This is a genomic window from Actinoplanes sp. NPDC051405 (genome assembly GCF_055586185.1).
The window spans coordinates 597,910-621,724 of sequence record NZ_JBVJIR010000002.1 but is presented as its reverse complement, the minus strand read 5'-3'; the positions used below and the strand labels follow the sequence as shown (position 1 = coordinate 621,724).

Sequence of the window (23,815 nt, the reverse complement as noted above, 5' to 3'; positions counted from 1 at the left end):
AATCGACAAAAACAAAGAAGAACGTGGAGAAACGTGCATGCTGGCTGCGCAACGTAAGGACTTCCTGCTCGCCCGGCTCGACCGCGACCGCCGGGTGGTGGCCAAGGATGTGGCCGCCGAGCTCGGTGTCTCCGAGGACAGCGTCCGGCGGGACCTGAGGGAGCTGGCCGCCGCCGGGCTCTGCCAGCGGGTCTACGGCGGTGCGCTGCCCGCCTCGCCGGCGGTGGCCGATTACGGCACCCGGCGCGCGGTCGAGGTGGACAGCAAACAGCGGGTCGCCACGGCCGCCGCGGCCCTGATCCGGCCGGGGAGCACCGTGATCCTCGACGGCGGCACGACCGCCCTGGCCGTGACCCGGGCGCTGCCGGCCGGCCTGGAGGCCACCGTGGTCACCCACAGCCCGACCGTCGTCGCCGCGCTCGCCGAGCATCCCTCGGTCGAGGTCTACATCCTCGGTGGCCGGCTCTTCCGGCACTCGATGGTCGCGTGCGGAGCGGCGGCGGTCGAGGCCGCCCAGGTGGTGCACGCGGACCTGTTCCTGCTCGGGGTCACCGGCGTGCATCCGGACGCCGGGCTGACCACCGGCGACGCCGACGAGGCGGCGATGAAACGGGCCCTGGCCAAGCGGGCCGCGGACACCTACGTGCTGGCCAGCACGGAGAAAATCGGGGCCGCGTCGCGTTTCGCGGTGCTGCCGCTGAGCGCCGTCGCGGGAGTTGTCACCGACGCGTCGTCACAGGACGAAACCGTACGGCGACTGAGTGCTGAAGGCGTACCGGTGCTTCCCGCTTAGCCCGCGGAGTATGACCGTTCGGCGCACGCCTGCGATCGATGGGCGGTTTATGCTTGCGCCGTTCCATCCGGCGTGGTTCCGCTCGAGCAAGGGATGTGCACGTGGCTGACGGCCAGCAGGAGATGCCCAAACTGGACACCAGCGTCCCGCAGACGGCCCGGATCTGGAACCACCTGCTGGGTGGTAAGGACAACTTCGCCGTCGACCGCGAGGTCGGCGACCAGATCATCGCGTCCCTGCCGCAGCTCGCCGAGAACGCCCGGCTCTCCCGGGCCTACCTGGCCCGCGCGGTGCGCTACCTGGCCGGCGAGGCGGGCGTGCGGCAGTTCCTGGACATCGGCACGGGCCTGCCCACTGCCGACAACACCCACGAGGTCGCGCAGCAGGTCGCCCCGGACGCCCGGATCGTCTACGTGGACAACGACCCGCTGGTGCTCGCGCACGCCCGGGCCCTGCTGACCACCAGCCCCGAGGGCGCCACCGACTACATCGACGCCGACCTGCGCGACTCCGACACCATCCTGAGCGAGGCCGCCCGTACGATCGACCTGGACCGGCCGGTGGCACTGTTTCTCATGGGCATTCTCGGTCACATCGAGGACGACGCCGAAGCCAAGTCGATCATCGACAAGATCATGGGACGGCTCGCCCCGGGCAGTTACCTGGCGATGTACGACGGCAGCGACACCAGCGAGGCCAACAACGAGGCCGTGCGGATCTGGAACATCTCCGCCAACCCGAAGTACCACCTGCGCAGCGCCGCCCGCATCGCCGGGCTGTTCGAGGGGTTGGAACTGGTCGAGCCCGGTGTCGTGTCGGTGACCCGCTGGAGGCCGGAGCCGGGTGCCGAGAACGCGCCGGAGATCGACCAGTACTGTGCCGTGGGCCGCAAACCGTAAACGACGACGGGAACACCAGTGACGACGGCGCAGAACGACGGGCCCACGGTCCGCCGCTTGCAGCTCGGCGCCCGCCTGCGCACTTTGCGGCTGGCCAAGGGGGTCACCCGCGACAAGGCCGGCTACGAGATCCGCGCCTCCGAGTCGAAGATCAGCCGGATGGAGCTCGGCCGCGTCAGCTTCAAGGAGCGCGACGTCGTCGACCTGCTCAAGTTGTACGGCGTCGAGGACCCGGCCGAGCAGGACCGCCTGCTCACCCTGGCCCGCGAGGCCAACACGCCGGGCTGGTGGCACTCGTACGGCGACGTGCTCAGCACCTGGTTCCAGAACTACCTGGACCTTGAGCAGGCCGCTGAGCTGATCCGCACGTACGAGATCCAGTTCGTGCCCGGTCTGCTGCAGACCGACGCGTACGCCCGGGCGGTCATCATGCTGGGGCACGGCGGCGCGACGCCCGAGGAGATCGACCGCCGCGCCGATCTGCGGATGGCGCGCAAGCAGATGCTGCAACGCCACGAGTCCCCGCGGCTCTGGGCAGTGCTCGACGAGGCGGTGCTGCGCCGCCCGATCGGCGGCAAGGAAGTGCTGCGTGAGCAGATCGAGTCGCTGCTGGCGATGTGCGAGCAGCCCAGCGTCCGGCTCCAGGTGATCCCGTTCGAGTCCGGCGGGCACGCGGCGGCCGGTGGGGCGTTCACCATCCTGCGCTTCCCGTACCCCGACATGCCCGACGTCGTCTACCTCGAGCACCTGACCAGCGGCCTGTACCTGGACAAGCGCGAGGACGTCGACCACTACGCCGCCGCGATGGGCCGGCTGACGATCGAGGCGGAGCCCCCGGCGCGCACCCCGGAGCTGCTGCACAAGGCGCTGCGCGACCTGGACGCCGCCGAGTAGGGAAAGGGAGCCACCGCGATGGCCGAGCTGACCGCCGCGCTCTCCGTGCCGCTGCCGGAGACGGACCGACCGCTGCTGACCTACTACGACGACGCGACCGGGGAACGCACCGAGCTCAGCGCCGCCGAGGTGGGCAGCTGGTCGGCCCGGACCGCGGCCCTGCTGCACGACGGTTGCGCCTGGAAGCGGGCGGCAGCGCGGCAGTGCTGCTGCCGCCGCACTGGCAGACCGCCGTGGTGCTGCTCGGGGCGTGGTCGGCGGGGGTGTCCGTGTCGTTCCGCTCGTGGGCCACCGCGGGGCTGTCCGCGCCGCCGCCCGAACGGCTCGACGCCGTCTTCGTCTCGCGCAAGCGGCTGGACAGCTGGCTGGAGGACGTGCCGGCCGCCCGGCACCGCTTCGTGCTGAGCCTCGCGCCCGGCCTGCAGCCGCTGGCCGAGGTCCCGGCGGACTATCGGGACTTCGCGGCCGAGGTGGTCCGGCATCCGGACGACGCGCCGGCCTATGCGGCCCTGCGGCCCGGCGACGCGGCAAGCCCGGACGGTACGACGTACGCGCAGTGGAACGGCATCGCGCACAGCATCGCGGCCTCGTTGCAGCTGCGCCCCGGTGACCGGGTGCTGGTCGATGCGACGAACCACGAGCAGCCCGTGCAATGGTTGCTGGCGCCCCTGGCAGCCGGGGCGTCCATTGTGCTCTGCGCCAACCTGGACCGCGACGCCCTGGACGCCCGGATCGCCGCCGAGGGCGTCACCCGGGTCCTGTGAGGAGCGCGACCCCCTTATTGATCGGCCTCCCGATCCGCCAGCTCGAGGGGCGATTTCTTGGACGGCTTCGCCTCAATGACAAGTGAGCCGCCACCCGGCTGCAGATCTATTATCGCCGGCAGGCCCGGGTCATACTCTTGATAGTGTCGAGGACAGACCCACAGGAATTCGCCGGACGTGGCCTGGACCCGGCGCAGACCGCCGAAATGCTGGCCAGGGTCGTATCGGAAGAGCAGCGCGCGGAAGGCTCGCAATGCAGCCCCTTCCGCCACGGTCAGCGCACCGCCGTTCGGCTCCGCTTCCCGTTCTGATCGGTCCACCTGCACAGGCAGTCTGTCCGCCACCGCCTTCATCAAGTCAAGCTGGGAGCTGATGTCTTCGATGTCAGGCTTGGGGAGCACCACGCCCGCTACGGCAGCAGCGACCGGCATCACCAGCCGAAGCGTCTTGAGGAGGAAGGTGATGTAAGGGGCCGCTTGCGCCAGCCACTCCTTCTCCTGCCTCAACTCGTACGACGCCTCGTGCCAGGGATGCCACTCTCCAGGATGTTCGCACCAAAGCGTCAGGTTGACCACGTCGGTAGTGAGACGCAGGCGGTCGAGCAACGATGCGTGTGGCGGAGGGCTGAGTGTGAAGATGCGTGGGCAATCGGTGACTTCGGCCGAGACTATCTTCGTCACCCGCCGGAGCGAATGGGTGCTCTCCGTGGCAAGAATCTCGATACGATCGACGCCCGTCTCCACTCGTTCAACAGCTTGCGACAGGTCGTCGATCCGGTAGACGAGACGGTTGATGGCACTGTGGATCTCCGGCTCGATGGCGGGAAATCCGGTCAGCAGTTCGAGGATGTCGAAGTCCTCGTCGCACTCCATGCAGTCTCGCCGGGCCCGCTGCTGACTCCTGCGTCGCAACAGACTGTCCATCGGGAATTCCCCGGCACATCCGGACGTCGGGCACGGGATGATCAATCGGTATTGCAGTCCCGGCCAGCGGAGCCGCAGGAGAAGCTCGACGCTGTCCACGATGACGTTGAAGAACATGCCCGGCGACGGCGCGCGGACCTCGATCACCAGTCGCCGGTCCGACTCCAGCTCGATCAGCGCCTCCGAGGCATAGGCGGAAATCGGATTACGCAGGAACACACCGCGTCGCCAGTGCATCCCGACCGAGGACGGATGATGTCTGACCGTGAGCCAGGAGACGAGTCCCAGCGCGGGCTCGTTCAATTTGCAGACCACACGAATACGCCGGAGCCCGGGGAACGTCGGTGTATCGAAGGACCAAGGTATTCTCGGGCGGGCATGCGGCACCAATTGAGCGACGAGGCTGAGCGGATCGCGGCCCTCGCCCAGCCGGTAGGAGATGTCGAACTGTTCCATGAGTCTCAAGAAGTAGGGGTAGTGCCGAACCTCGTACCCCTCGGGCATGTGTTCGTTCCAGATGTCGTAGAGACGCCGATGAGCCAGTACCCCTGCCGCGGCTCGCGTGGGTACGTCCTCCAGGACGAAACCAATGGCTTTGGTCAGCCACTCGGGATTCAGGACGACGATGTCGCGGAGGCCCTCGTACTCGCCGTAGTAGATGATGTGACCCAGATCGTGCATCAACTCCGCGAGCGTTGATGTCTCATCGGGGTCCAAGCCGTGGGCATCGCAGGTCTCGACGAACTGGTCATAGCGAATCTGCGGCCGTTCACGATACTGAGAGAGAATCTCGTCCCGCGCTGAGATCCAGCGGGAGCTGAGCATCTTACCCATCTGTGGGAGGCCGGCTGCCTCTCTGGCTATGGCGGCCTTGAGCTCCTTGATGCCGTGCCTGGTCCGGTTGTCCACCAGATAATGGCCGGCCAACATGCCTGGAAAGAGCCGCTTGAGGTGCTCGTAGTCGATCTCAGGACTGCGTTCGTCGCTGTGCGTGGATACCAGCATGGCCCGGGCATCCTGCCCCACCCGCAGTCGGATCCTGCGCAACCACGCCTCCACCTCGTTCTGCTCCTGACCGTCGCGTGGATTCCATACGGCGATGTACAGCGCGCGACGGCTGAAGAAGAACGGGTGCGTAATTCGATAGACCTCCTGGCCGCCGAAGTCCCAGGTGCGGACGGTGATGTCGACGTCGAGGTCTGGATGCTTCAAGGTGAGAGGCTGGATCTCCAAACCGTGCGTGGTGTTGCGGTTCGCTACGAAGGACTGCGATCGCAGAGACGCGATCAGTGAGGTCTTGCCGACGTTGCCCTCGCCCACCACCAGGACTTTGGCCTCATACTGCGGGATTGCATCCTCAAGGCTCTTGAGGTACGCGGAGACTGCCGTCCATCCCCGGGCGATCAGGTCCGGGAACGGTTCCTCGAGCGGGTTGCCGTCGATGGTGAAAGTGATCGGACGAGCAAGAATCTGTATCATCTCGCGCGGCAACGCGGAGATCTGATTGTTGTCGAACTCGAGCTTCTCCAGCCTGGTCAGCTGTCCGATCTCGGGCGGAATGCTCCTCAACTGGTTGTGACTGACGTAGAGGCGACGCAGGTTCGTCAATCTACCGATCTCAGCCGGCAACTCCGTCAGGTTGTTGTTGCGAAGATCCAGCTGCTCGAGCTTGCGCAAGCGGAACAGTGCGGATGGAAGTTCCCGCAGCTGATTACCCTCCAGGTCGAGGTTGCGCAATTCCCCCAACAGCCCGATTTCCGGAGGCAGGCTCGTGATGGCGTTGTCGTCGAGATAAAGCTCCTCGAGCGCCCCCAGTCTACCGATCTCGGCGGGCAGCGTGGTCAGGCGGTTGCTTCGCACGTCGAGTTCGGTGAGGTTGACGAGATGCCCGATCCCGGATGGCAACTCCGTCAGCTCATTGTGCACGAGATAGAGTCTTCCAAGATCGCCGAGCTGACTGATCTCGGGCGGCAACGACTTCAGTCCGGAGCCTGAGAAACGCACATACCCATCGCGTCGCGCGCGCTCCAGGTCTTCGGGCTTGAACACGCTCGGAGACAATGCGGTGGCACCGGGAAGTACGGTGGACCCATCAGGAATTCGTTGCCGCACGCCGTCCGGGCGGCTGATCTCAGACGCTGCGGTTTTGCGTGGCGCGACGAATCTTCTGAGTCTCGATCCTTTGCTGCGGCCGCCCATGGCAAAACCGTAGGCGTGGCAAAATGATCGAATCTACAGCACTTTTGATTGTGTCGGATCAATGACACTTGGTGGGTGGCCGGGCGCAAGAGGGGGACGCGGGGGAGCAGCCGGGCAGGCGGAGTCCGGGTTCGCGGCGACCACGAACAAGCGGTCCGCGGTACGGCGGCCGACCCCGTCCGCGATGTCCACGGTCCGCATGCCGTGCCGCCGCAGCGCCGCGGTCAGCTCACCTCTCGACCAGGGCCGCATGGTGAAGTCGTAGCTGGACTCTTCCTCGGTCCGGCCGTCCACGAGGAGCTCGTACCGCTCCTCAACGTGCAGCAGCCCGTGCCCCCACCGGCTGCGACTGGAGAATCTCAGCTCCCGGTGGCCGCCCAGCTCGGCGACGACCGATCGGCTCGTGCCGTCGGCCCGGAGCCGGGAGGCCTCCTCCTCGCGGACGTCGAGGAAGAGCAGGCCGCCCGGCCGCAGGCTTGCGGTCAGCGACGCGATCGCCGCTTCCCGGTCCGCGTCGGTGACCATGTCGTTGAGCACGCCCCGGCACGTCACGGCGTCGTACTCGGACACCAGGCCCAGTGCGCACAGGTCGGCCAGCAAGGTGCGGGAGCCGGGGCAGCGTTCGGCGGCGAGCGCGAGCAGCTCGGCGGAGGCGTCCGCGACGTCGACCCGGTGCCCCTTGGCGATGAGGGCTTCGGCGTGCCGGCCCGTGCCGCATCCGGCGTCCAGCACGGCGGCCGGCGAGCGGTGGGCCCGGACGAGGCGGTCGTGGACCGCGTCGACCCAGGGGGCGACCGGATCGGTGATCAGGAGGTCGTAGGCCTCGGCGTGCCGGCTGTAGAAGGGACGCTCGGCACTGACCCGCGCGGACGCTGACGTCACCCCGTCAGCTTAGGCGGGTCGCCTCACCCTGGCGGCCCCGCCTGCTCCGCGGTGCTCCACCAGTCCTCCGGCCCCGTGGTGTTGTCCGAGTGCCGCAGCAGGGCCTCGATCTGCGCCGAGCCGGCCGGCCGCGCGAACAGGTAGCCCTGGCCGTACGTGCAGCCCAGTGCGCTGAGCAGGGAGTGCTGGTCGACGTTCTCGATGCCCTCGGCCACCGTCTGCAACCGCAGCGCCCGGCCCAGCTGCACCACGGCCTCGGCCAGGGTGGCGTCGTCCGGATCGGTGGCGATGCCGTCGATGAACGCCTTGTCGATCTTCAGGATGTCGATCGGGAACCGTCGCAGGTACGACAGCGACGAGTAACCGGTGCCGAAGTCGTCGATGGCGATGTGCACGCCCAGGTCCCGCAGCTCGCGCAGGGTGCTGATGGTGGCGTCGGTGTCCCGCATCAGCAGCGACTCGGTGATCTCCAGAACCACCCGGCCCGGATCGATCCCGGAGTCGCGCAGCACGCCCGCCACGTCCGCGACCAGATCCATGTGCTGGAACTGCCGGGCGGAGAGGTTCACGCTGATCCGCAGCTGCTCGGCACCCGGGACGTCGCGGTGCCAGGCGGCCACCTGCCGGCACGACTCGGCCAGCACCCAGTGCCCGAGCGGCACGATCAGCCCGGTCTGCTCGGCCAGGCCGATGAAGGTGTCCGGGCCCAGCAGCCCGCGCTCCGGGTGCTGCCAGCGCACCAGCGCCTCGACACCGATCAGCCGGCCGGAGGGCAGGTCGACGATGGGCTGGTAGTGCACCACGAACTCGTCGTCGGTCAGGGCCTGCTCCAGCCGCAGGCGGGCCTCGGCCTCCTGCAGGGCGTCGGCGTACATCGACTCGTCGAAGACCACGTAACGGTCGCGGCCGGCGGTCTTGGCGGCGTACATGGCCAGGTCCGCGTCGCGCAGCAGCTCGTGGGTGTCGGCCTCGGTCATGGTGTGCGTGATCTTGGCCGAGGCGATGCCGATGCTGGCCGTGGTGACCAGGTCGCGGTGGCCGACCCGGACGGGCAGCCGGACGATCTCCAGCAGGCGTTCCGCCAGCGCGGCCAGCTCCAGATCATCGAGCCCTTCGACCAGCACGGCGAACTCGTCGCCGCCCAGCCGCGCCAGCGTGTCGGCGGGCCGGATGCAGCCGCTCATCCGCGAGGCCACTGCCTTGATCAACTCGTCCCCGGCGGAGTGCCCGAGCGTGTCGTTGACCTTCTTGAAATCGTCCAGGTCGACCAGCAGCAGCTCCACCCGGCCGCCGCTGCGCAGGTTCCGGGCCACCGCCTGGTTCATCCGGTCACCGAGCAGCGCCCGGTTGGGCAGCCCGGTGAGCGAGTCCTGGAACGCCTGCCGGGTGAGCTCACCCTCCAGCGCCTTCTGCTCACTCACGTCTCTTATGGTCAGCACGACCGCGTCGATGTGCGGGTCCGAGAGCCGGTTGGTCCCGGTCACCTGCACGTTGATCCACCGGCCGTCGGCGTGCTGGCACCGCGAGTCGATCCGCTCGGTGTGACCCGGGGCGGCCGCGCGCAGGTCGACCATCCACGCGGTGATCCGGGCCAGATCGTCCGGATGGGTCATCGCGACCATGGTCTCGTTGGTGAACTGCGCCGCGTCGCGGCCCAGCACCCGGCCCGACGACGAACTGGCGAAGACCACGCCGTTGTCGGAGATGGCGAGCACGGCGTCGGAGCCGTTCTCCAGCATGGCCTCGGTGCGCCGCTCGGCGACCGCGCGCTGGGTGTCCTGCTGCCGGCGGCTGTGCGCGGTCAGGGCACACAGCCCGGCCACCACGATCAGCACCATCGACAGCGACATCACCAGCACCGGGTTGGGCTGCGGCGTGGTCATGGCCAGCGTGAGATAGCCGGCCTGGGCGAACAGGCCCAGCCCGAGCAGGGTCCGCGGCAGGAACACGGCCGAGGCGGCCACCACGATCACGATGGCGCCGGCCGGGTAGATCGCCAGGCCGTCGTCGTCGAACTGGTTGAAGGCGTACAGGGCGATCAGGGCGGCCGCGTACCAGGCGGTGAGCCAGCCGCGTACGCCCGCATGGCGCAGGATCCGCGTCCACGGCAGCGCGCTGGCGGCGAGCACCACGGCCACGGCGAGCCCCAGCGGGACCAGCCACCACCGGTACTGCGGCGCCCAGGCCACTTCGACGCGTACCGCGCCCATGAGAGTCAGCGCGGCGATGATCCACAAGTCGAGCCGGATCTGCCGTGCACGATATTCCGCCAAGGTGGCGTCTGATCCGGCCCAAAGCTGCACGCCCCACTTGTCGGACGCCACGGGCCGGTCCGGAGACAAACCGCCGATTTTGTTTCCCGCCGGACCCGGTTCGAGCGGCCCGACACGCTGGCAGCGCTGCGGTCCTCCACGGCGGCGCGCGGACGGTGGAGCGGGCCTGACAAGATCGCGTTCGTCGATGCCGCTGATGCGAGGGACGCCCACCATGCCCCGCGACCGCCCGTACGTCCCGCGTGACCAGGCCACGCCCCGGGGCGCGGCCGGTGATCCGCTGCGCGACGCGCTCGACCTGCTGGGCACCCGGCGCGCGGCCCGCCACCCCGCCCCGCCGGCCCCTTCCGCCCCTTCCGCCGCGTCGGATCCGCCGGTCCCGCCCACGGCCGCTTCGCCGGACGTGGTTGACCGGCCTGCGGCCTGGCCGGTTCGGCGGGCCGGCGCTTCGCCGGACGTGGTTGACCGGCCTGCGGCCTGGCCGGTCCGCCGGTCCGGCGCTTCGCCGGGCCAGGGTGACCGGCGGAAGGCCCCGCCGGCAGCACTGACCCGGCGGACCGCTTCGCCGGCCGCCGTACCGGCATCGTCGGCGCGGCCGGCCGCCTCGCCGGACGATCGGCCGCTCGCTGTGCCTCCGCGGAAACAAGAGACCCGACGCCCCAGGACCCCCATCCTGTCCCGGCCGCCACGGTCACAGCTGCGGCTGGCCGGGAGCCGGCGCCGGATCCGGCTGGCCACCGTGTTCGCCCTCGCGCTGTTCACCGCCATCGGTGTGCGGCTGGTCGTGCTGCAGGTCGGCCAGTCGCCCGAGGCGCTGGGGCTGCTCCTCGCGCAGCAGCGCAGCCGGCTCGTGGAGATCGAGCTGCCCGCCGCCCGCGGCAGCATCGTCGACCGGTCCGGGAACGTGCTGGCCCGCAGCGTCGAGTCCCGCTTCGTGTACGCCGACCCCGAGCTGATCAACAATCCCCGGGCGGCCGCCGACCGGCTGTCCCCGCTGCTCGGCGTCGCCCCCTCCCGGCTCGCGCGGCTGATGGCCAAGGAGAAGCGGCCGGACGGCACCGAGTCCCGTTTCGCGTACCTGGCTCGCGGCGTCGGGATCCCGGCCGCGCACGCCGTCGCCGGGCTGGGGCTCGCCGGCATCGGCATCGGGCGCGACGAGCGCCGGGACGTGCCGGGCGCCGACCTGGCCGCCAACCTCATCGGTTTCACCGGCGAGGACCGCACCGGGCTCGAAGGCCTGGAGGCCCGCTACGACGAGGTGCTGCGGGGGCAGGACGGCCGGCTGATCTACGAGCGCGGCAATCCGGGGGTCGACGAGGGGCGGCTGGCCAAGGAGATCCCCAGCGGCTACCACCGGCTGACCCGGGCCCGCCCGGGCGCCACGCTGCACCTGACCATCGACCGGGACCTGCAGTTCCAGACCCAGCGGGAGCTGTGCCCGGCCCTGGCCGAGGCGGGTGCGACCTTCGGCGCCGCGGTGGTCCTGGACGTGCGGACCAGCGAGGTGCTGGCCCAGGCCAGCTGTCCGGGGTTCAACGCGGCGAAGCCGCTGCTGTCCGAGCCGGCCGAGCGGGCCGACGTCGCGAGCAGCGTCGCGGCCGAGCCGGGCTCCACCCACAAGGCCTTCGTCGTGGCCGCCGCACTGCAGGAGGGCCTGATCACCGCGGAGACGACCGTGCCGGCGGGCGGGCCGCTGGTCCGCGGCGGTACGCCGTTCGTCGACGATCACCCGCAGCCGGCCGGCACCCGGCTCACCATTCCGCAGGTGCTGGCGTTCTCGTCGAACGTCGGCACCATCGCGGTCGCCGACCGGCTCGGCCCGCAACGGATCTTCGAGTACCAGCAGCGGTTCGGGCTGGGCAGCGTCACCCGCGAGGGCATGCCGGGCGAGAGCGCCGGCCGGTTGCTGCCGCCGCGGCAGTGGAGTCCGTCGGCCTCGGGTTCGGTGCCGATCGGTACCAGCGTGGACGCGACGCTGCTCCAGATGGCCGCCGGGTACGCGGCCATCGCCAACGACGGCACGTACATCGCGCCGCGGCTGGTGCGCTCGACCGTCGACGCGGGCGGCACAGTGACGCTCGCCTCCCCGCCGGAGACCCGGCAGGTGCTCCGCCCCGAAGTTGCCGCCGAGGTGCGGCGCATGCTGGAGGCCGTGGTCGTGCTGCCCGACGCGACCGGGCGTCGTGCGGCTGTCCCCGGCTACCGGGTCGCGGGCAAGACCGGCACCGTGGACCGCCTGATCGACGGGCAGTACACCAGCGCGAACGCGGTCTCTTTCATCGGCATGGCGCCGGCCGAGGCACCCCGCTACGTCGTCGCCGTCTCCGCCGCGGTGCCCGAGGGCGCCGGGGGCGACGTGGCGGCACCGATCTTCAGCGACGTCATGGGACTGACCCTGAGCCGCTACCGGGTGCCGCCGTCCACGACCCGCCCTCCGGCGTTCGAGTGACCCCGCAAGGTAGGTTGTGGCTGGCGGGACAGGACGGGCCCGGCGCGACGGTGAAGGGCAGGGGAGGACCGATGACGACGGAGCGGTCCCGATCCACCGGACGCCCGACCCTCGACCAGGTCGCGGAACGGGCCGGCGTCGGGCGCGGCACCGTGTCCCGGGTGGTCAACGGCTCGGCGCAGGTCAGCCCGGGTGCCAAGGCCGCGGTCGAGGACGCGATCGCCGAGCTGGGGTACGTGCCCAACCGCGCCGCCCGTACCCTGGTGACCCAGCGCACCGACTCGATCGCCCTGGTCATCTTCGAGTCCGGGGAACGCTTCTTCGCCGAGCCGTTCTTCGGCCGCATCGTGCAGGCCATCGCGTCGGTGCTGGTGGAGCGCAACCTTCAGATGGTTCTGATGATCTCCCAGTCCCCGCAGGAGCGGGAACGGCTGGAGGGCTACCTGACCCGTCAGCACGTCGACGGCGCCCTGCTGCTGTCGCTGCACGGCACCGACAACCTGATGGACAAGCTGGAGCAGCGCGGCGTGGCCACGGTTCGGGCCGGGCGGCCGGGCGAGGGGGAGTCGGGCTGTTACGTGGACGCCGACAACCGCGGCGGTGCCCGCGAAGCGGTGGACTATCTGCGCCGTTCGGGCCGCCGGCGGATCGCCACGATCACCGGCACGATGGACATGGCCCCCGGCCAGGCCCGCCTCGACGGCTACCGCGACGTGGTCGGCGAGGGGATCGTCGCGCACGGCGACTTCAGTGAGGAAGGCGGTGCCGCCGCGATGCGGCAGCTGCTGGCCCGGCACCCGGACATCGACGCCGTCTTCGCCGCCTCGGACATGATGGCCGCGGGCGCCCTGCGCACGATGCGCGAGCAAGGGCTGTCGGCCCCGGGCGACATCGCGGTGATCGGCTTCGACGACTCGGTGATCGCCCGGCACACCGATCCGCCGCTGACCAGCGTGCACCAGCCGATCGAGGAGATGGGCCGGCAGATGGTCCGGCTGCTGCTCGCCAAGATCGACGGCGAGGACCCCGGCCCGGGCGGCCCGGTCCTCAGCACCCGCCTGGTCCTTCGCGGCTCAGCCTGACCCTTCCGCTCGTCCGCTTCAGCCTGCCCGCGCTTCCGCTGAGCTGGAGGCCAGCCGCTCAGCTGGAGCGCAGCGCCTCGTCGAGATCGGCCAGGCGGGCCCGCAGGATCTTGGCGCTCGCGGCGTCCACGCTGCCCTCGGCGATCCGGTCGTTGAGCTTGCGCCGCAGCTCGGCCACCTGGTCGTCGGCCCGGCGGCCGTCCCCGCGGTCCAGTGGCTGGAGCAGGTTGAGCAGGTCGACCGCGATGTCCGGCCGGATCTGCCCGTCGGCCCGCGCGTCCTCGACCGCGGTGCGGAACCGGGCCTGCGCGACGTCGGCGTCCAGTGGCGCGGCCGCGGTGGTGATCGCTGTTCGCGGCGTTGTCTTCGTCGACGGCGGGGCCGAGGGCTGCGGGGCCGCCGGCGGCGGAGCCGGGGGCCGCGGGCTCGCCGGTGGCGGGCTCGCCGCGGGTGAGCGTCCGGCCTCCACGGTCGACCGCGACGTGCCGAGCGCGGCGAAGAGCGCCAGCGCCGAAACGACGAGCGCGACCAGAGAGGACCAGAGCACCAGCCTGCGACGCCCAGACCCCGGGCGTCCACGGCCACCCGGCTCGGCGCGGTGCCCGGTCACGGTGGCCGCGGGCACGAGCTGTTCCGGCTCCTCGGGCTCGGCCAGCTCCGCGAGTCCTTTGCCGACCTCAGCGGCGCTCGGCCGGCGATCAGGCTCGTCGACCAGGCAGCGGGTCACCACCTCGCGGAACGCCGGCGGCAGATCGGACGGCAGCGCCGCCGCTCCCTGCGCCCGAGCCTGCGCCAGCTCTTCCCACGTGTCCACCGGGTACGGCGGCTGTCCCGTCACCATCTCGAACAGCAGCACGCCCAGCCCGTACACGTCGGTCGCCGGTTCCGCGGGTTTGCCGTCGAGCCGTTCCGGTGCCACGTACGCCGGGGTGCCGAACGTCGCCCCGGTCTCGTCGTCGTCCGGTTCGCCGGCGACCGCGCTGATGCCGAAGTCGAGGATCTTGACGCCGGTCGGGGTCAGCATCACGTTGCCCGGCTTGACGTCGCGGTGCACCACGCCGCTCGCATGGGCCGCGGTCAGGGCGTCGGCCACCGCGGCTCCGATCCCGGCCGCCTCCCGCCAGGGCAGCGGCGCGCGGGCCAGCCGGGCCGCCAGCGTCTCGCCGGCCAGCAGCTCCATCACCACGAACGGTGCCACCGAGCCTTCGGGGCGGACAGCCTCGTCGTAGTCGTGCACCGCGGCGATGTTGGGATGGGACAGCCGGGCGCCCATCCGGGCTTCTTTCCAGGCGAGCTGGAGCACGTTGCTGCGGGCCCGGTCGAGGCCGGTGGGCAGCTTCAGCGCGACCGGGCGGGCCAGCAGCTCGTCCTGGGCGTGCCAGATCTCGGCCATTCCGCCGGTCTCCAGCCGCGACACCAGGCGGTAGCGGAACGCCAGGAGGGTGCCCGCCGCCGGCCAGTCGTCGCTCATCTCGGAACACTCGCCCAGCGCACGCGACGTGTCAACTGGTGGGCAACGCCGTCGGGCGCCGGATGTCGTTCACCACCGGGTGGCCGTTACCGGGGCAGTAGCGGTTCGCTCACGGATCGGTGATGCTGTTGGCGTGCAAGCCATCAGCGTGACCACCTCGGACGTGGACGAGGCCCGTACGGTGCTCGGGGACCACTTCTACTCCAACACCGTCGACGTGCTCTCCCCGGGCGCCTGGAAGGCCGGCTTCGACATCGCGCACAGTGGCCTGGTGACCTTCGGTGACCTGCACTTCGGCATCGACGTGCGGATGTCGTTCGGCGAGCTCGGTTCGTACCACGTGGACGTACCCCTCAGCGGTGAGCTGGCCTGGCGCCAGGGCGGCGGCGCCCCGCTCGTCGCCACCACCGCCAGCGCCGCGGTGTTCCAGCCGGTCGGTGACACCGTTCTCGAGCGGTGGAGCGGCGACTGCCGGCTGCTGGCCGTGAAGATCGACCGGGCGGCTCTGGAGGAGGAGCTGAGCCGGATGATCGACGGGCCGGTCCGCAGCCCGGTGCGGCTGGTCCGGGAGCTCGACATCTCCGGTGGCCTCGGGGCCGCCTGGGCGCGGCTGGCCCGGATGCTGGCTGTCGACGCGGCCGAGCAGTACGGGCTGGTCCGGCATCCGCTGCTGGGCCGGCAGCTGCGGGAGAGCCTGATCGGCGGGCTGTTGCTGGCCGCGTCGCACAACTACCGCGACGCTCTGGAGAACCGGCGTCCCGGGATGGCCGCGCCGCGCGCGGTGCGGCGGGCGGCGGAGGCCATGCGGGCCGAGCCGGGCCGGTCCTTCACCGTCACCGACCTGGCCCGGATCGCCTCGGTCAGCCCACGGTCCCTGCAGGACGGTTTCCAGCGGTACCTCAGCACGTCACCGATGGCCTACCTGCGGGAGATCCGGCTCTCCCTGGTGCACGAGGAGCTGCGGCGCAGCGGACCTCGTGACAGCACGGTCACCGAGATCGCCTACCGGTGTGGCTTCGTGCACCTGGGCCGCTTCGCCGCCCTCTACCGCCGCCGCTACGGCGTCTCCCCGTCGGAGACGCTGCGCAGCTGAGCTTCGCTCAGGCGAGCAGCTCGCCCAGGGCGGCGGCGAAGACCTCATGGTGGCGGGCCACGTCGCCGGTCGCGGTCTGCGGGCACATCAGGGCCATGTTGTGGAACGGGGTCAGCAGCACCCCCCGGTTCATCAGGTACGTGTGCAGGAAGTCCTCCAGCTCGGGGTCGGCACCGGCGGCCGACTCGGTGCCGGTGCGCGGGGCCGGGGCGGTGAAGCGGTACTCCACCCGCGCCCCCACCTGAGCCACAGACCACGGCAGGGCGTACTCGGCGATGATCTTCCGGACGCCGTCGGCGAAGCGGGTCGCCACCTCGATCATCGTGGCGAAGGCGGCGTCGGTGAGTACCTCTTCCAGCGTCGCCCGGGTCGCCGCCATCGACACCGGGTTGCCGGCCAGGGTGCCACCGACCCCGCCCATGTCGATCAGGTCGAGGTCGGTGCGCCCGGTCAGCCGCGCGGCGAGCTCGGCGCTCAGCCCGTACGCGCCGACCGGCACGCCGCCGCCGATGGCCTTGCCGATGGTGACCACGTCGGGATCGAGGGCCCAGGCGGCGGTCGCGCCGCCGGGCCCGGCCGAGAAGGTGTGGGTCTCGTCGTTGATCAGGTACGTGCCGTGCTCACGGGTCAGCGCCCGCACCCCGGCCAGGTAGCCGGGCTCGGGCAGCACGATGCCGATGTTGGTCAGCGCGGGCTCCATCAGCACCGCCGCGACGTCGCCGTGGGCCAGCTCCCGGGCCAGCCCGTCCAGGTCGTTGAACTCGGCGACCCGGCTGGTCAGGGTCACGTCACCGGGGGCGCCGACGTTGCCCTCGCGGCTGCGGGGCCGCCCGTCCGGCCCGACCACGATCAGCGACTCGTCGACCGAGCCGTGGTAGCAGTAGCTGTTGACGAGGATGCGCGAGCGGCCCGTGACGGCGCGCAGCAGCCGGATGGCCCAGCGGTTCGCGTCGGTCGCGGTGAGCGCGAAACTCCAGGCCGGTACGCCGAAGCGGCGGCTCAGCTCCGCGCCGACCAGGGCCGCGTCCTCGGTGGGCACCATGGTGCTGGCGCCGCCCAGGTCGGCCAGGCGGCGGGTGACCGCGGCGACGACCGGGGCGGGGGAGTGCCCGGCCATCGCGGCGGTGTCACCGAGGCAGAAGTCCACATACTCGTGGTCGTCGATGTCGGTGAGCCGGGCCCCGCGGGCCCGGTCGAGGTAGACCGGGTAGCCGGCCGCGCTCTTGTTCATCCAGGTCATCGGCACCCGGCCGAAGAGGTGGTCGGCGCGGGCGTAGGCCGCCGCCGACCGCGGGTGCCGGTCGGCGAAGGCGGTCCGCTCACGCTCGGTCAGCGCCTGGAGGCGGGCGCGGTCGATGGAATCCGTCGGCATGGCGCGACGCTACCAACGATCCGCGCGGGCAACGACCCTCTGGACGACCGATTCCGCTCAGAACAGGGCGAGCTGGCCCGGCGTGGGGTCACGGCGGCTGGTCAGCCCGCCGCGCAGCCGCCACGGCTGCAGCTCCGGCATGGGCTCGGTGACCACGGCGGGCGGGCTCCCGCCGGTCAAGGCCCACAGCGAGGGCCCGAAGTTGATGCCGCGTCCGGAGAGGACGGACCGCATGGCGCTCAGGCGCAGCGGCAGCCGGGCCGCGTGCAACTCCGGTATCGGCAGGTCGGCCCGCATCCGCATGAGCCGGCGGTTGCGCTCGACGATCTCCCGGGTCTCCGGCCGGCCCAGCTCGTCGGTGCACTGGGCGCCCACGACGTCGCGCACCGACTGCGCGTCGCCCGCGTCGATGGCCGCCCAGGCGGCGTCCACGGTGTCGAAGGCGGCCAGCAGCCGGGCCGCGGTCGCCGACCCGAAGCGGCGGACCCCGTGCAGGTTGTCCGAGGGATCGCCGCGCAAGGCGGCGTAATCGCGATACTGCGTCGCGCGTACGCCGCAGAGCGCCAGCAGGCCCTCGGGGTCGACCAGCACGGCCTCGTCGAAGCCGCCGTTGCGGACCCGCAGCACCGACGTGGTGTCGTCGATCAGCGCGAACGCGTCCCGGTCGCTGGTCATCAGCACCGAGCGCCAGCCGTGCCGCCGGGCGTGCGCCGCCGAGCTGGCCAGCACGTCGTCCGCCTCGTACGCCGGCGGCACGACCGTGCACACACCGGCCGCGGCCAGCAGCTCAGGGGCACCGGCGATCTGCTCGCTCAGATCCGCCGGTTTGTCCGGCCTATGGGCTTTGTAGGCTGGATAGTCGGTGCGCCGCGCGGAGTCCCGCGGGCAGTCGAAGCCGACCACCACCGCGTCCGGACGCAGGTGCGCCGCGGCCCGGGCCAGGTATCCGACCAGTCCGCGCAGCGCCCATACGGGCCGGCCGGCCTGGTCCAGCAGCCCCTCCATCGCCGCGGCATGGTAGGCGCGGTGCAACAGACTGTTGCCGTCGAGAACGAGCAGCAGGGGGGCCGGGGGCGACACCCGGACAGCCTATGCCGGACCGTACCGGGCGACGAGTTCCGCACCCAGCCGGGCGAGCTCGGCCCGGACCGGCTCCGGTTCGAGCACCTCGACCGCGGCGCCCCAGCCGGCGAGTTTCTCCGCGATGGACAGCGCCATCGGGGCCGCGACCCGGACCCGGACCCGCCCGTCCGCGAGGGTCTCCAGCGGTTCGCAGTGCCGCCCGAAGTGGTCCTGCAGCACCGGCAGCACGCGCTCGGCGATCAGGACAGTCGCGGAGAGCAGGGACCGGCGCTGCTCGACCGCGCCGACCACCCGTTCCCACTCGCGGGGGAGGTCGAAGCCGGTCGGCCGCTCGGCGACCTGGTCGGTCACCTCGGCCCCGGTGATCCGGTCGACCCGAAAGGTCCGCTGCCCCTTCTCGGTGCCGGCCACCAGATACCAGACCTCGTCCTTGTCGACGAGGCCGAGCGGGTCGACCAGCCGCGGCGACTCGGCGGCGCCGCGGCTCGCATACCGGAAAGCGACCTTGCGCCGGCGCACCGCAGCGTCCTGGAGCAGGTCGACCAGCTCGGGACGGTCCCGGTCGCGCTCGCCCCAGCGGGCCGCGTCGATGACCACCACATCGGCGGCAGCCTCGGCGTCGGCCCGGAAGGTGTCCGGCAGCGCCCGGACCAGCTTGCGCAACGCCGAGCGGATCGGCGGCGCCACGGCGGCGGCCGGCCCGGCCAGCAGGAACAAGGCCCGGGCCTCGGCCGAGGTGAGCCCGCTCAGATCGGTACGGGCGCCGCCCACCAGGGACCAGCCGCCACCCCGCCCGGGCTGCGGATACACCGGGACTCCGGCGGTGGACAGGGCCTCCAGGTCGCGGCGGGCGGTGGCCACCGACACCTCCAGCTCGGCGGCCAGCTCGGCGGCGGTCACCCGGCCACGGGCCTGCAGCACCAACAGGGTCGCCACCAACCGGTCCGCTCGCATGTCGTGATCCTGTCAGGAAAAGTGCTCACTCCGTGAGCACTTATACCCCGCATGATGAGGGCGTTCATCTAGCGCAGGGGAGAACACGATGTTCCGAGGATTCGCCACCATCAGCTTCTACGCCGACGACGTCAGCGCCGCGGCGGACTGGTACGCCGAGCTGTTCGGCGCGAAGCCGTACTACGCCTTCCCGCCCGCGCCCGCGGCCCCCGCCTACATCGAGTTCCGGATCGGCGACGACGAGGACGAACTCGGCCTGATCGACCGCCGGTACGCCCCGGCCGGCGCGGCGACCACTCCCGGCGGCGCGGTGATGCACTGGCACGTCGACGACCTCGAGGCCACCGTGGCCCGACTGCTCGAGCTGGGCGCGACGGAGTATCAGCCGATCACCCACCACGGGGCGGGGGAGGGCTTCGCCACGGCCTCGGTGGTGGACCCGTTCGGCAACGTGCTCGGGGTGATGAACAACCCGCACTACCGGGAGATGCTCGCTGCGCGGGCGGGTGCGGCCTGAGTCACCGCGGGAAGCCCTCAGCTCCGGTGGCGGCCGTCCGATTGTCGGGGCCCACCGCCGGAGCAGAGGAGCCGCAATGCACTGCACTTGTGTCAGCGCCGGAGGCGCTCGATGACCGCCGCCGCTGACGTCGTGGCCGCGGTGGCCGGCCTCGGCGTGCCGTGGTGGGGCTGGACCGCGCTGGTCGTCATGATCTTCTGGGGGCTGCTCGTGCCTGGTGACCAGCGGCAGGACGAGGACGGCCCGACACCGGAGGAGCAACTCGCCCTCGCCCGGCGGCGCTGAGGCAGCTCGTCGGTTGAAGCTCACCCCGATCGTCGATCAGGCGAAGGGTGGCGATCGGCCGGCTGCTGGTGCGTGGCGGACCAGCTGTGTCGTGTCGGGCTTCGACGGTGCCCCAGACTGGGAGGTGTCGTCGAGGGGAGGGGCACGGGTGTCGAACCTGGAGTTGGTGATCGTGGCGTTGGCGGCTGATGTGGTGGCGTCCGGCGCGGCCGGGGACAAGCAGGCCGGCGATCTCGCGCAGACGAACAACTTCGGCTGATCATGCGGCTACAGCCAGCTGGTGCATCCGGACAACCCGCGTTCCCGGAGTCGGAACCGTCGGGTGCTGGTCCGCGTGGTGTACAGATCGGCGACCACAACACGCAGTACAACGTGTTCCATCCGCAACAGCCGCGATATCGCCTCGATCCGCTGACCACCACGACATCGGTCGATCATCAGTGGTTACGAGAGGCACCGAGTCGTCTGCTGGACGCGCGCGCCGAAGTCATTCCCTTCATCGGTCGAGAAGGGGAGCTGCACGACTTGGCGCGGTGGCGGGACAGTCCTGACGGGCGGCTCTCGGTGCGGCTGATGCACGGGGTCGGCGGTCAAGGCAAGACCCGCTTGGCGCATCAATTCGCGGCGCAGAGTGCCGTCAAGGGCTGGTCGGTGTTCACTGCACGCTACGGAGCGGCTCCCGGGCACCCGCCTCGGTTCGGTCGAACCCCTCTCCTCCTCATCGTCGACTACGCCGATCGCTGGCCGCACAGTCAGTTGGTGCAGCTTTTCACGGACGCGGCGCTGCACGACGCCGATCGGGTACGGGTGCTCCTGGTCGGCCGGAGCGTTCAGTGGTGGCCGGCCGTTCGAGGTGAGCTTGCCGATCTGGATGCCGAGGCTGATGAACGGCGGCTCACCAGCCTCGTCGCCACCGCCGCCGAACGTGAACGGTTGTTCGGCATCTCCCGGGATCGTTTTGCGCAGGTCCTCGGCATGGGCTCGCGGGTGCGGCCCACACCGTCAACGGCACCTCCACCTCAGCTCGGCCCCGCATCCACGCCGAGCCCGCTGACCGAGTCGGCCGGTTCGGCGTACGACACGGTCCTGACTGTGCACATGGCGGCGCTGGTTGCTGTCTTCGCCGGACAGCAAGCCGACCTGTTCCCAGAACGCCCGGAGGCGCTCGCGGCGTATCTGCTGGACCGTGAACACATGGCGTGGCGGCGGTTGTTCGACGGCGGGCCCTCGTTCCGGACCCGCCCGCGCGAGCTGGCCCGTGCCGTTTTCGTGGCGACTCTCACCGGTGCACTTTCCCAGCGGGAAGGACTGGCGACGTTGGCTGCCACCGGATTCGGCCGAGCTCAGGAGCTCCTCGACGATCATCGGCTGTGCTATCCGCCCGTGGACACCGGTACGGTTCTGGAGCCGCTCTACCCGGATCGGCTCGCCGAGGATTTCCTGGCGCTCAGCCTGCCCGGACACGAGGTCGAGGGATACGACCCTGATCCGTGGGCTCCGGAGGCTCTCACCGCGTTGCTGGCTCGCGACGATGCCGGGGATGCCCCGGCATACACGCCCCGATCAGTGACGTTCCTGGCCGCCGCTGCGACCCGATGGCCGCATGCGGCACGCCAGGTCAATGCGCTCCTACGCGCCGATCCCGGCCTCGCGGTCGACGCCAGTGGCGCCGGGCTGACCGCGGTGGCCGAGGTGCCCGGCCTCGACATCGACGTTCTCGACGCCGTCGTGGCGCGGTTCCCCGACATCGGGCAGGTCGACCTGGACACCGGAATGGCCGGCGTCGTCGACCGTCGTACTCGCGACCTGCTCGCCGCGGCGCAGGACGAGCCGTCTCGATTGGTTGTTCTGCTGGATCCCGATGTTCCGTTTCGGTTGCTGAATGCGGCACGGTCCGAAGAGGCGCTCGACATCCTGCAGCGCAGCGTTCCCTGGTGGCGCAAGCTGGCCGACGACGGAAGCGACAGCGACGTCAAGTTCTATGCGGGCGCGCTGAACATGCTGTGCGCTGCCCTGCTGTCCTGTGGCCGGCCGCTGGAGGCGGAAGAGGCGGGACGCGAAAGTGTCTCGGTCTATCGCCGGTTGACCACTGACAAGTCGAACCTCGCCGATGCGCTGGTCAACTACGGCAATGCGTTGGGCGTTGCCGGCAAGCCGTCCGCAGCTCTCGACGCAGCCACCGAGGCGGCAAACCTGTATCGGTCAGTGCCGCTGCGCGATGAACACGCCAACGCCGCGTTGGCGATAACTCTGTCGAATCAGAGCGATGGCCTGGCCAAGGTCGGCCGAACCGGCGAGGCGCTGGAGACCCTTGCTGTGGCGCTCCAGCTCTGGCGAGCGCTGTCCGCTGCCCGTCCCATGAGGTGGGAATCCGGGCTCGCGGCCACCTTGAACAGAGCTGCCCTGATCTGGGCTGAATCGGGCAGACGGCAAGCCGCGGTCGACGCGAGCTCGGAGGCCGTGGCCATCTACCGCCGCCTGACGATGAGTAACCCGGCCGCCTATCGCCCGGCGCTCGCAGGCGCGCTTCACAACGCCGGGCGTGACCTCGCGGCCGTGGGCCGGAACACCGAGGCCTTCGACGCCAGCCTCGAGGCAGTGGCACTACGCCGTGCCCTTGCAGCTCAGCACCCAGCTCCTCATGAGGTTGAGCTCGCTGCGGCGCTCACCGGTCTTGCTACCCGGCTGGAACAGCAAGGCCGTGAGGACGAGTCACTTGCTGTAGGCGGCGAAGCCGTGAACATGCTGCGCCGGCTCGCCCTCGCGACGCCGGAAACGGCCGACTCGCGGCTCGCCAACGCGCTTACCAACATGGGTGGCCACCTTCAGCGCGGCGGCCGCCCCGCCGAGGCTCTCCCGCTGCTGCGAGAAGCGGTCGGCATCCGCCGGCGCCTCGCCACAGCCGGAGTCGCTGAGCAACGAGCCCATCTCGCTAGCAGCCTCGACCGGCTCGCTTCCGCCTGCCATGACGTAGGAGAGACGACCGAAGGGATCGCCGCCGCGACCGAGGCGGTCGCGGGCTACCAGGCGCTGACAGGCAACGGGTCGATCAAAGAGCAACCACCGGCTGCTCACCGTCAGGCCAATGTGCATGTGCCTGCCCTGGCCGCCGCGCTCATGACGCTCGACCGGTGTCTGGCCGCCGCGGACCGGCACGGTGAGGCACTGCGCGCCGCTGAGCGAGGGGTCCGTGTCCTGCTGACGCTGGCCGGCGCCGACCCGCGTCGGTTCGAACCCGACCTCGCCGCCGCGTTCACGAATTTGGCGAGCTCACTGCAAGCCGTCGGACGACACATCGAAGCCGCCGGCCCGGCACAGCAGGCAGCGATGATCTTCAGACGGCTCGCAGCCGAGGACCCGGCCCGATACAACCGGCGGCTGGCCGCTGCGCACTACAACCTCGGCATCGTCCTGACGGAGACACGGAACCCCGGCCACCTGGCGCACGCCGGCTTCGAAGCGGTCAAGGACCTGCGCCGGCTTGCTGACGCCGATCCCGAGTACGCCCCCGACCTGGCGATGGCACTGAGCAAGCTGAGCGTGGCGCTCGCCGCAACCGGGCGCTGGCCCGAAGCGCTGACGACTGGCAATGAGGCGGTCAACCTGCGCCGCCGGCTGGCGAAGGCCGATCCGAATACGCAGGAGCCCGACCTGGCTCGATTGCTGTACGGCTTCGCGCTGACCCTGGACGCCGGAGGCGCTGAGGGTGCGCGGGCCACGGCGATGGCTCGAGAGGCGTTGGCCGTCTATCAGCGGCTCGCGGAACGTGAGCCCGCGAGGTTCGAGTCAGAGCGCGCCGGCGCCGCCGCCGCGTTGTCAAAGCTGTTGGGGAGTTAGCTGTCAGATCGGGATGAGCGGACGGGGAAGGCGATCGGCCAACGA

General features: G+C 70.7%; 17 protein-coding genes and 1 pseudogene. 11 read left to right on the top strand and 7 right to left on the bottom strand.

From position 1 onward, the window contains the following. The first annotated feature begins 37 nt into the window (after positions 1 to 37). The 4 genes and pseudogenes from ACZ6S4_RS07305 (at position 38) to ACZ6S4_RS07290 (ending at position 3,350) form a co-directional block, all read left to right on the top strand. Positions 38 to 793 carry a DeoR/GlpR family DNA-binding transcription regulator gene (locus ACZ6S4_RS07305; protein ID WP_465474057.1) on the top strand — a complete coding sequence of 252 codons (756 nt, stop codon included), beginning with the start codon at positions 38 to 40 and terminating at the stop codon, positions 791 to 793. A 122-nt stretch (positions 794 to 915) separates the two neighbouring features. Further along, positions 916 to 1,692: an SAM-dependent methyltransferase gene (locus ACZ6S4_RS07300; RefSeq protein ID WP_465474147.1), complete on the top strand. Its 777-nt coding sequence runs from the start codon at positions 916 to 918 to the stop codon at positions 1,690 to 1,692. An 18-nt stretch (positions 1,693 to 1,710) separates the two neighbouring features. Beyond that, positions 1,711 to 2,586, top strand: a complete 876-nt coding sequence (locus tag ACZ6S4_RS07295) for a helix-turn-helix domain-containing protein (RefSeq protein ID WP_465474056.1) — start codon at positions 1,711 to 1,713, stop codon at positions 2,584 to 2,586. An 18-nt stretch (positions 2,587 to 2,604) separates the two neighbouring features. Beyond that, a pseudogene (locus tag ACZ6S4_RS07290) lies at positions 2,605 to 3,350 on the top strand (TIGR03089 family protein). 14 nt (positions 3,351 to 3,364) lie between these two features. On the opposite strand, the gene ACZ6S4_RS07285 reads toward ACZ6S4_RS07290, so the two are convergent. Genes ACZ6S4_RS07285 through ACZ6S4_RS07275 form a run of 3 tightly spaced genes read right to left on the bottom strand, consistent with a single transcriptional unit; the run spans position 3,365 to position 9,627 of the window. Next, complete coding sequence (locus ACZ6S4_RS07285; RefSeq protein ID WP_465474055.1) at positions 3,365 to 6,472, bottom strand: COR domain-containing protein; 3,108 nt, start codon at positions 6,470 to 6,472, stop codon at positions 3,365 to 3,367. Positions 6,473 to 6,505: 33 nt separating this feature from the next. Next, a complete protein-coding gene (locus tag ACZ6S4_RS07280; protein ID WP_465474054.1) occupies positions 6,506 to 7,354 on the bottom strand; it encodes a class I SAM-dependent methyltransferase in 849 nt (282 codons plus the stop codon). 23 nt (positions 7,355 to 7,377) lie between these two features. Then, positions 7,378 to 9,627, bottom strand: a complete 2,250-nt coding sequence (locus ACZ6S4_RS07275; protein WP_465474053.1) for a putative bifunctional diguanylate cyclase/phosphodiesterase — start codon at positions 9,625 to 9,627, stop codon at positions 7,378 to 7,380. Between the two features lie 214 nt (positions 9,628 to 9,841). Here ACZ6S4_RS07275 and ACZ6S4_RS07270 point away from each other — a divergent pair, with 214 nt between their 5' ends. Both ACZ6S4_RS07270 and ACZ6S4_RS07265 read left to right on the top strand, forming a co-directional pair. Further along, the gene (locus ACZ6S4_RS07270; protein ID WP_465474052.1) at positions 9,842 to 12,076 is read left to right on the top strand and encodes a peptidoglycan D,D-transpeptidase FtsI family protein; all 2,235 of its coding nucleotides are present in this window, start codon (positions 9,842 to 9,844) and stop codon (positions 12,074 to 12,076) included. Between the two features lie 71 nt (positions 12,077 to 12,147). Beyond that, positions 12,148 to 13,158 carry a LacI family DNA-binding transcriptional regulator gene (locus tag ACZ6S4_RS07265; RefSeq protein ID WP_465474051.1) on the top strand — a complete coding sequence of 337 codons (1,011 nt, stop codon included), beginning with the start codon at positions 12,148 to 12,150 and terminating at the stop codon, positions 13,156 to 13,158. Positions 13,159 to 13,216: 58 nt separating this feature from the next. On the opposite strand, the gene ACZ6S4_RS07260 is transcribed toward ACZ6S4_RS07265, so the two are convergent. Further along, a complete protein-coding gene (locus ACZ6S4_RS07260; RefSeq protein WP_465474050.1) occupies positions 13,217 to 14,629 on the bottom strand; it encodes a serine/threonine-protein kinase in 1,413 nt (470 codons plus the stop codon). Positions 14,630 to 14,762: 133 nt separating this feature from the next. On the opposite strand from ACZ6S4_RS07260, the gene ACZ6S4_RS07255 reads away from it, so the two are divergent. Further along, entirely contained in the window at positions 14,763 to 15,722 is a 960-nt protein-coding gene (locus tag ACZ6S4_RS07255) for an AraC family transcriptional regulator (protein WP_465474049.1), read from the top strand. 7 nt (positions 15,723 to 15,729) lie between these two features. Here ACZ6S4_RS07255 and ACZ6S4_RS07250 read toward each other — a convergent pair whose 3' ends face one another. The 3 genes from ACZ6S4_RS07250 to ACZ6S4_RS07240 are packed head-to-tail and all read right to left on the bottom strand — an operon-like array spanning position 15,730 to position 19,131. Further along, positions 15,730 to 17,094, bottom strand: a complete 1,365-nt coding sequence (locus ACZ6S4_RS07250; protein ID WP_465474048.1) for a transaminase — start codon at positions 17,092 to 17,094, stop codon at positions 15,730 to 15,732. A 57-nt stretch (positions 17,095 to 17,151) separates the two neighbouring features. Further along, on the bottom strand, positions 17,152 to 18,174 hold the full coding sequence (locus ACZ6S4_RS07245; protein ID WP_465474047.1) for a 5'-3' exonuclease: 1,023 nt from the start codon (positions 18,172 to 18,174) through the stop codon (positions 17,152 to 17,154). A gap of 9 nt (positions 18,175 to 18,183) precedes the next feature. After that, the gene (locus ACZ6S4_RS07240) at positions 18,184 to 19,131 is read right to left on the bottom strand and encodes a helix-turn-helix transcriptional regulator (RefSeq protein ID WP_465474046.1); all 948 of its coding nucleotides are present in this window, start codon (positions 19,129 to 19,131) and stop codon (positions 18,184 to 18,186) included. Between the two features lie 88 nt (positions 19,132 to 19,219). On the opposite strand from ACZ6S4_RS07240, the gene ACZ6S4_RS07235 reads away from it, so the two are divergent. The 4 genes from ACZ6S4_RS07235 to ACZ6S4_RS07220 all read left to right on the top strand — a co-directional run bounded on the left by ACZ6S4_RS07235 (position 19,220) and on the right by ACZ6S4_RS07220 (position 23,770). Continuing rightward, a complete protein-coding gene (locus ACZ6S4_RS07235) occupies positions 19,220 to 19,648 on the top strand; it encodes a VOC family protein (protein WP_465474045.1) in 429 nt (142 codons plus the stop codon). Between the two features lie 111 nt (positions 19,649 to 19,759). Beyond that, complete coding sequence (locus tag ACZ6S4_RS07230) at positions 19,760 to 19,933, top strand: hypothetical protein (RefSeq protein WP_465474044.1); 174 nt, start codon at positions 19,760 to 19,762, stop codon at positions 19,931 to 19,933. A 13-nt stretch (positions 19,934 to 19,946) separates the two neighbouring features. Beyond that, positions 19,947 to 20,192 carry a hypothetical protein gene (locus ACZ6S4_RS07225; RefSeq protein WP_465474043.1) on the top strand — a complete coding sequence of 82 codons (246 nt, stop codon included), beginning with the start codon at positions 19,947 to 19,949 and terminating at the stop codon, positions 20,190 to 20,192. A gap of 113 nt (positions 20,193 to 20,305) precedes the next feature. Next, positions 20,306 to 23,770, top strand: a complete 3,465-nt coding sequence (locus tag ACZ6S4_RS07220) for a tetratricopeptide repeat protein (RefSeq protein WP_465474042.1) — start codon at positions 20,306 to 20,308, stop codon at positions 23,768 to 23,770. Positions 23,771 to 23,815: the final 45 nt, after the last annotated feature.

Coding starts and splice junctions, on each gene's coding strand:
- ACZ6S4_RS07305 (WP_465474057.1), top strand. CDS start 38: ATGCTGGCTGCGCAACGTAAGGACTTCCTGCTCGCCCGGCTCGACCGC.
- ACZ6S4_RS07300 (WP_465474147.1), top strand. CDS start 916: ATGCCCAAACTGGACACCAGCGTCCCGCAGACGGCCCGGATCTGGAAC.
- ACZ6S4_RS07285 (WP_465474055.1), bottom strand. CDS start 6,472: ATGGGCGGCCGCAGCAAAGGATCGAGACTCAGAAGATTCGTCGCGCCA.
- ACZ6S4_RS07270 (WP_465474052.1), top strand. CDS start 9,842: ATGCCCCGCGACCGCCCGTACGTCCCGCGTGACCAGGCCACGCCCCGG.
- ACZ6S4_RS07265 (WP_465474051.1), top strand. CDS start 12,148: ATGACGACGGAGCGGTCCCGATCCACCGGACGCCCGACCCTCGACCAG.
- ACZ6S4_RS07260 (WP_465474050.1), bottom strand. CDS start 14,629: ATGAGCGACGACTGGCCGGCGGCGGGCACCCTCCTGGCGTTCCGCTAC.
- ACZ6S4_RS07250 (WP_465474048.1), bottom strand. CDS start 17,094: ATGCCGACGGATTCCATCGACCGCGCCCGCCTCCAGGCGCTGACCGAG.
- ACZ6S4_RS07240 (WP_465474046.1), bottom strand. CDS start 19,131: ATGCGAGCGGACCGGTTGGTGGCGACCCTGTTGGTGCTGCAGGCCCGT.
- ACZ6S4_RS07235 (WP_465474045.1), top strand. CDS start 19,220: ATGTTCCGAGGATTCGCCACCATCAGCTTCTACGCCGACGACGTCAGC.
- ACZ6S4_RS07230 (WP_465474044.1), top strand. CDS start 19,760: ATGACCGCCGCCGCTGACGTCGTGGCCGCGGTGGCCGGCCTCGGCGTG.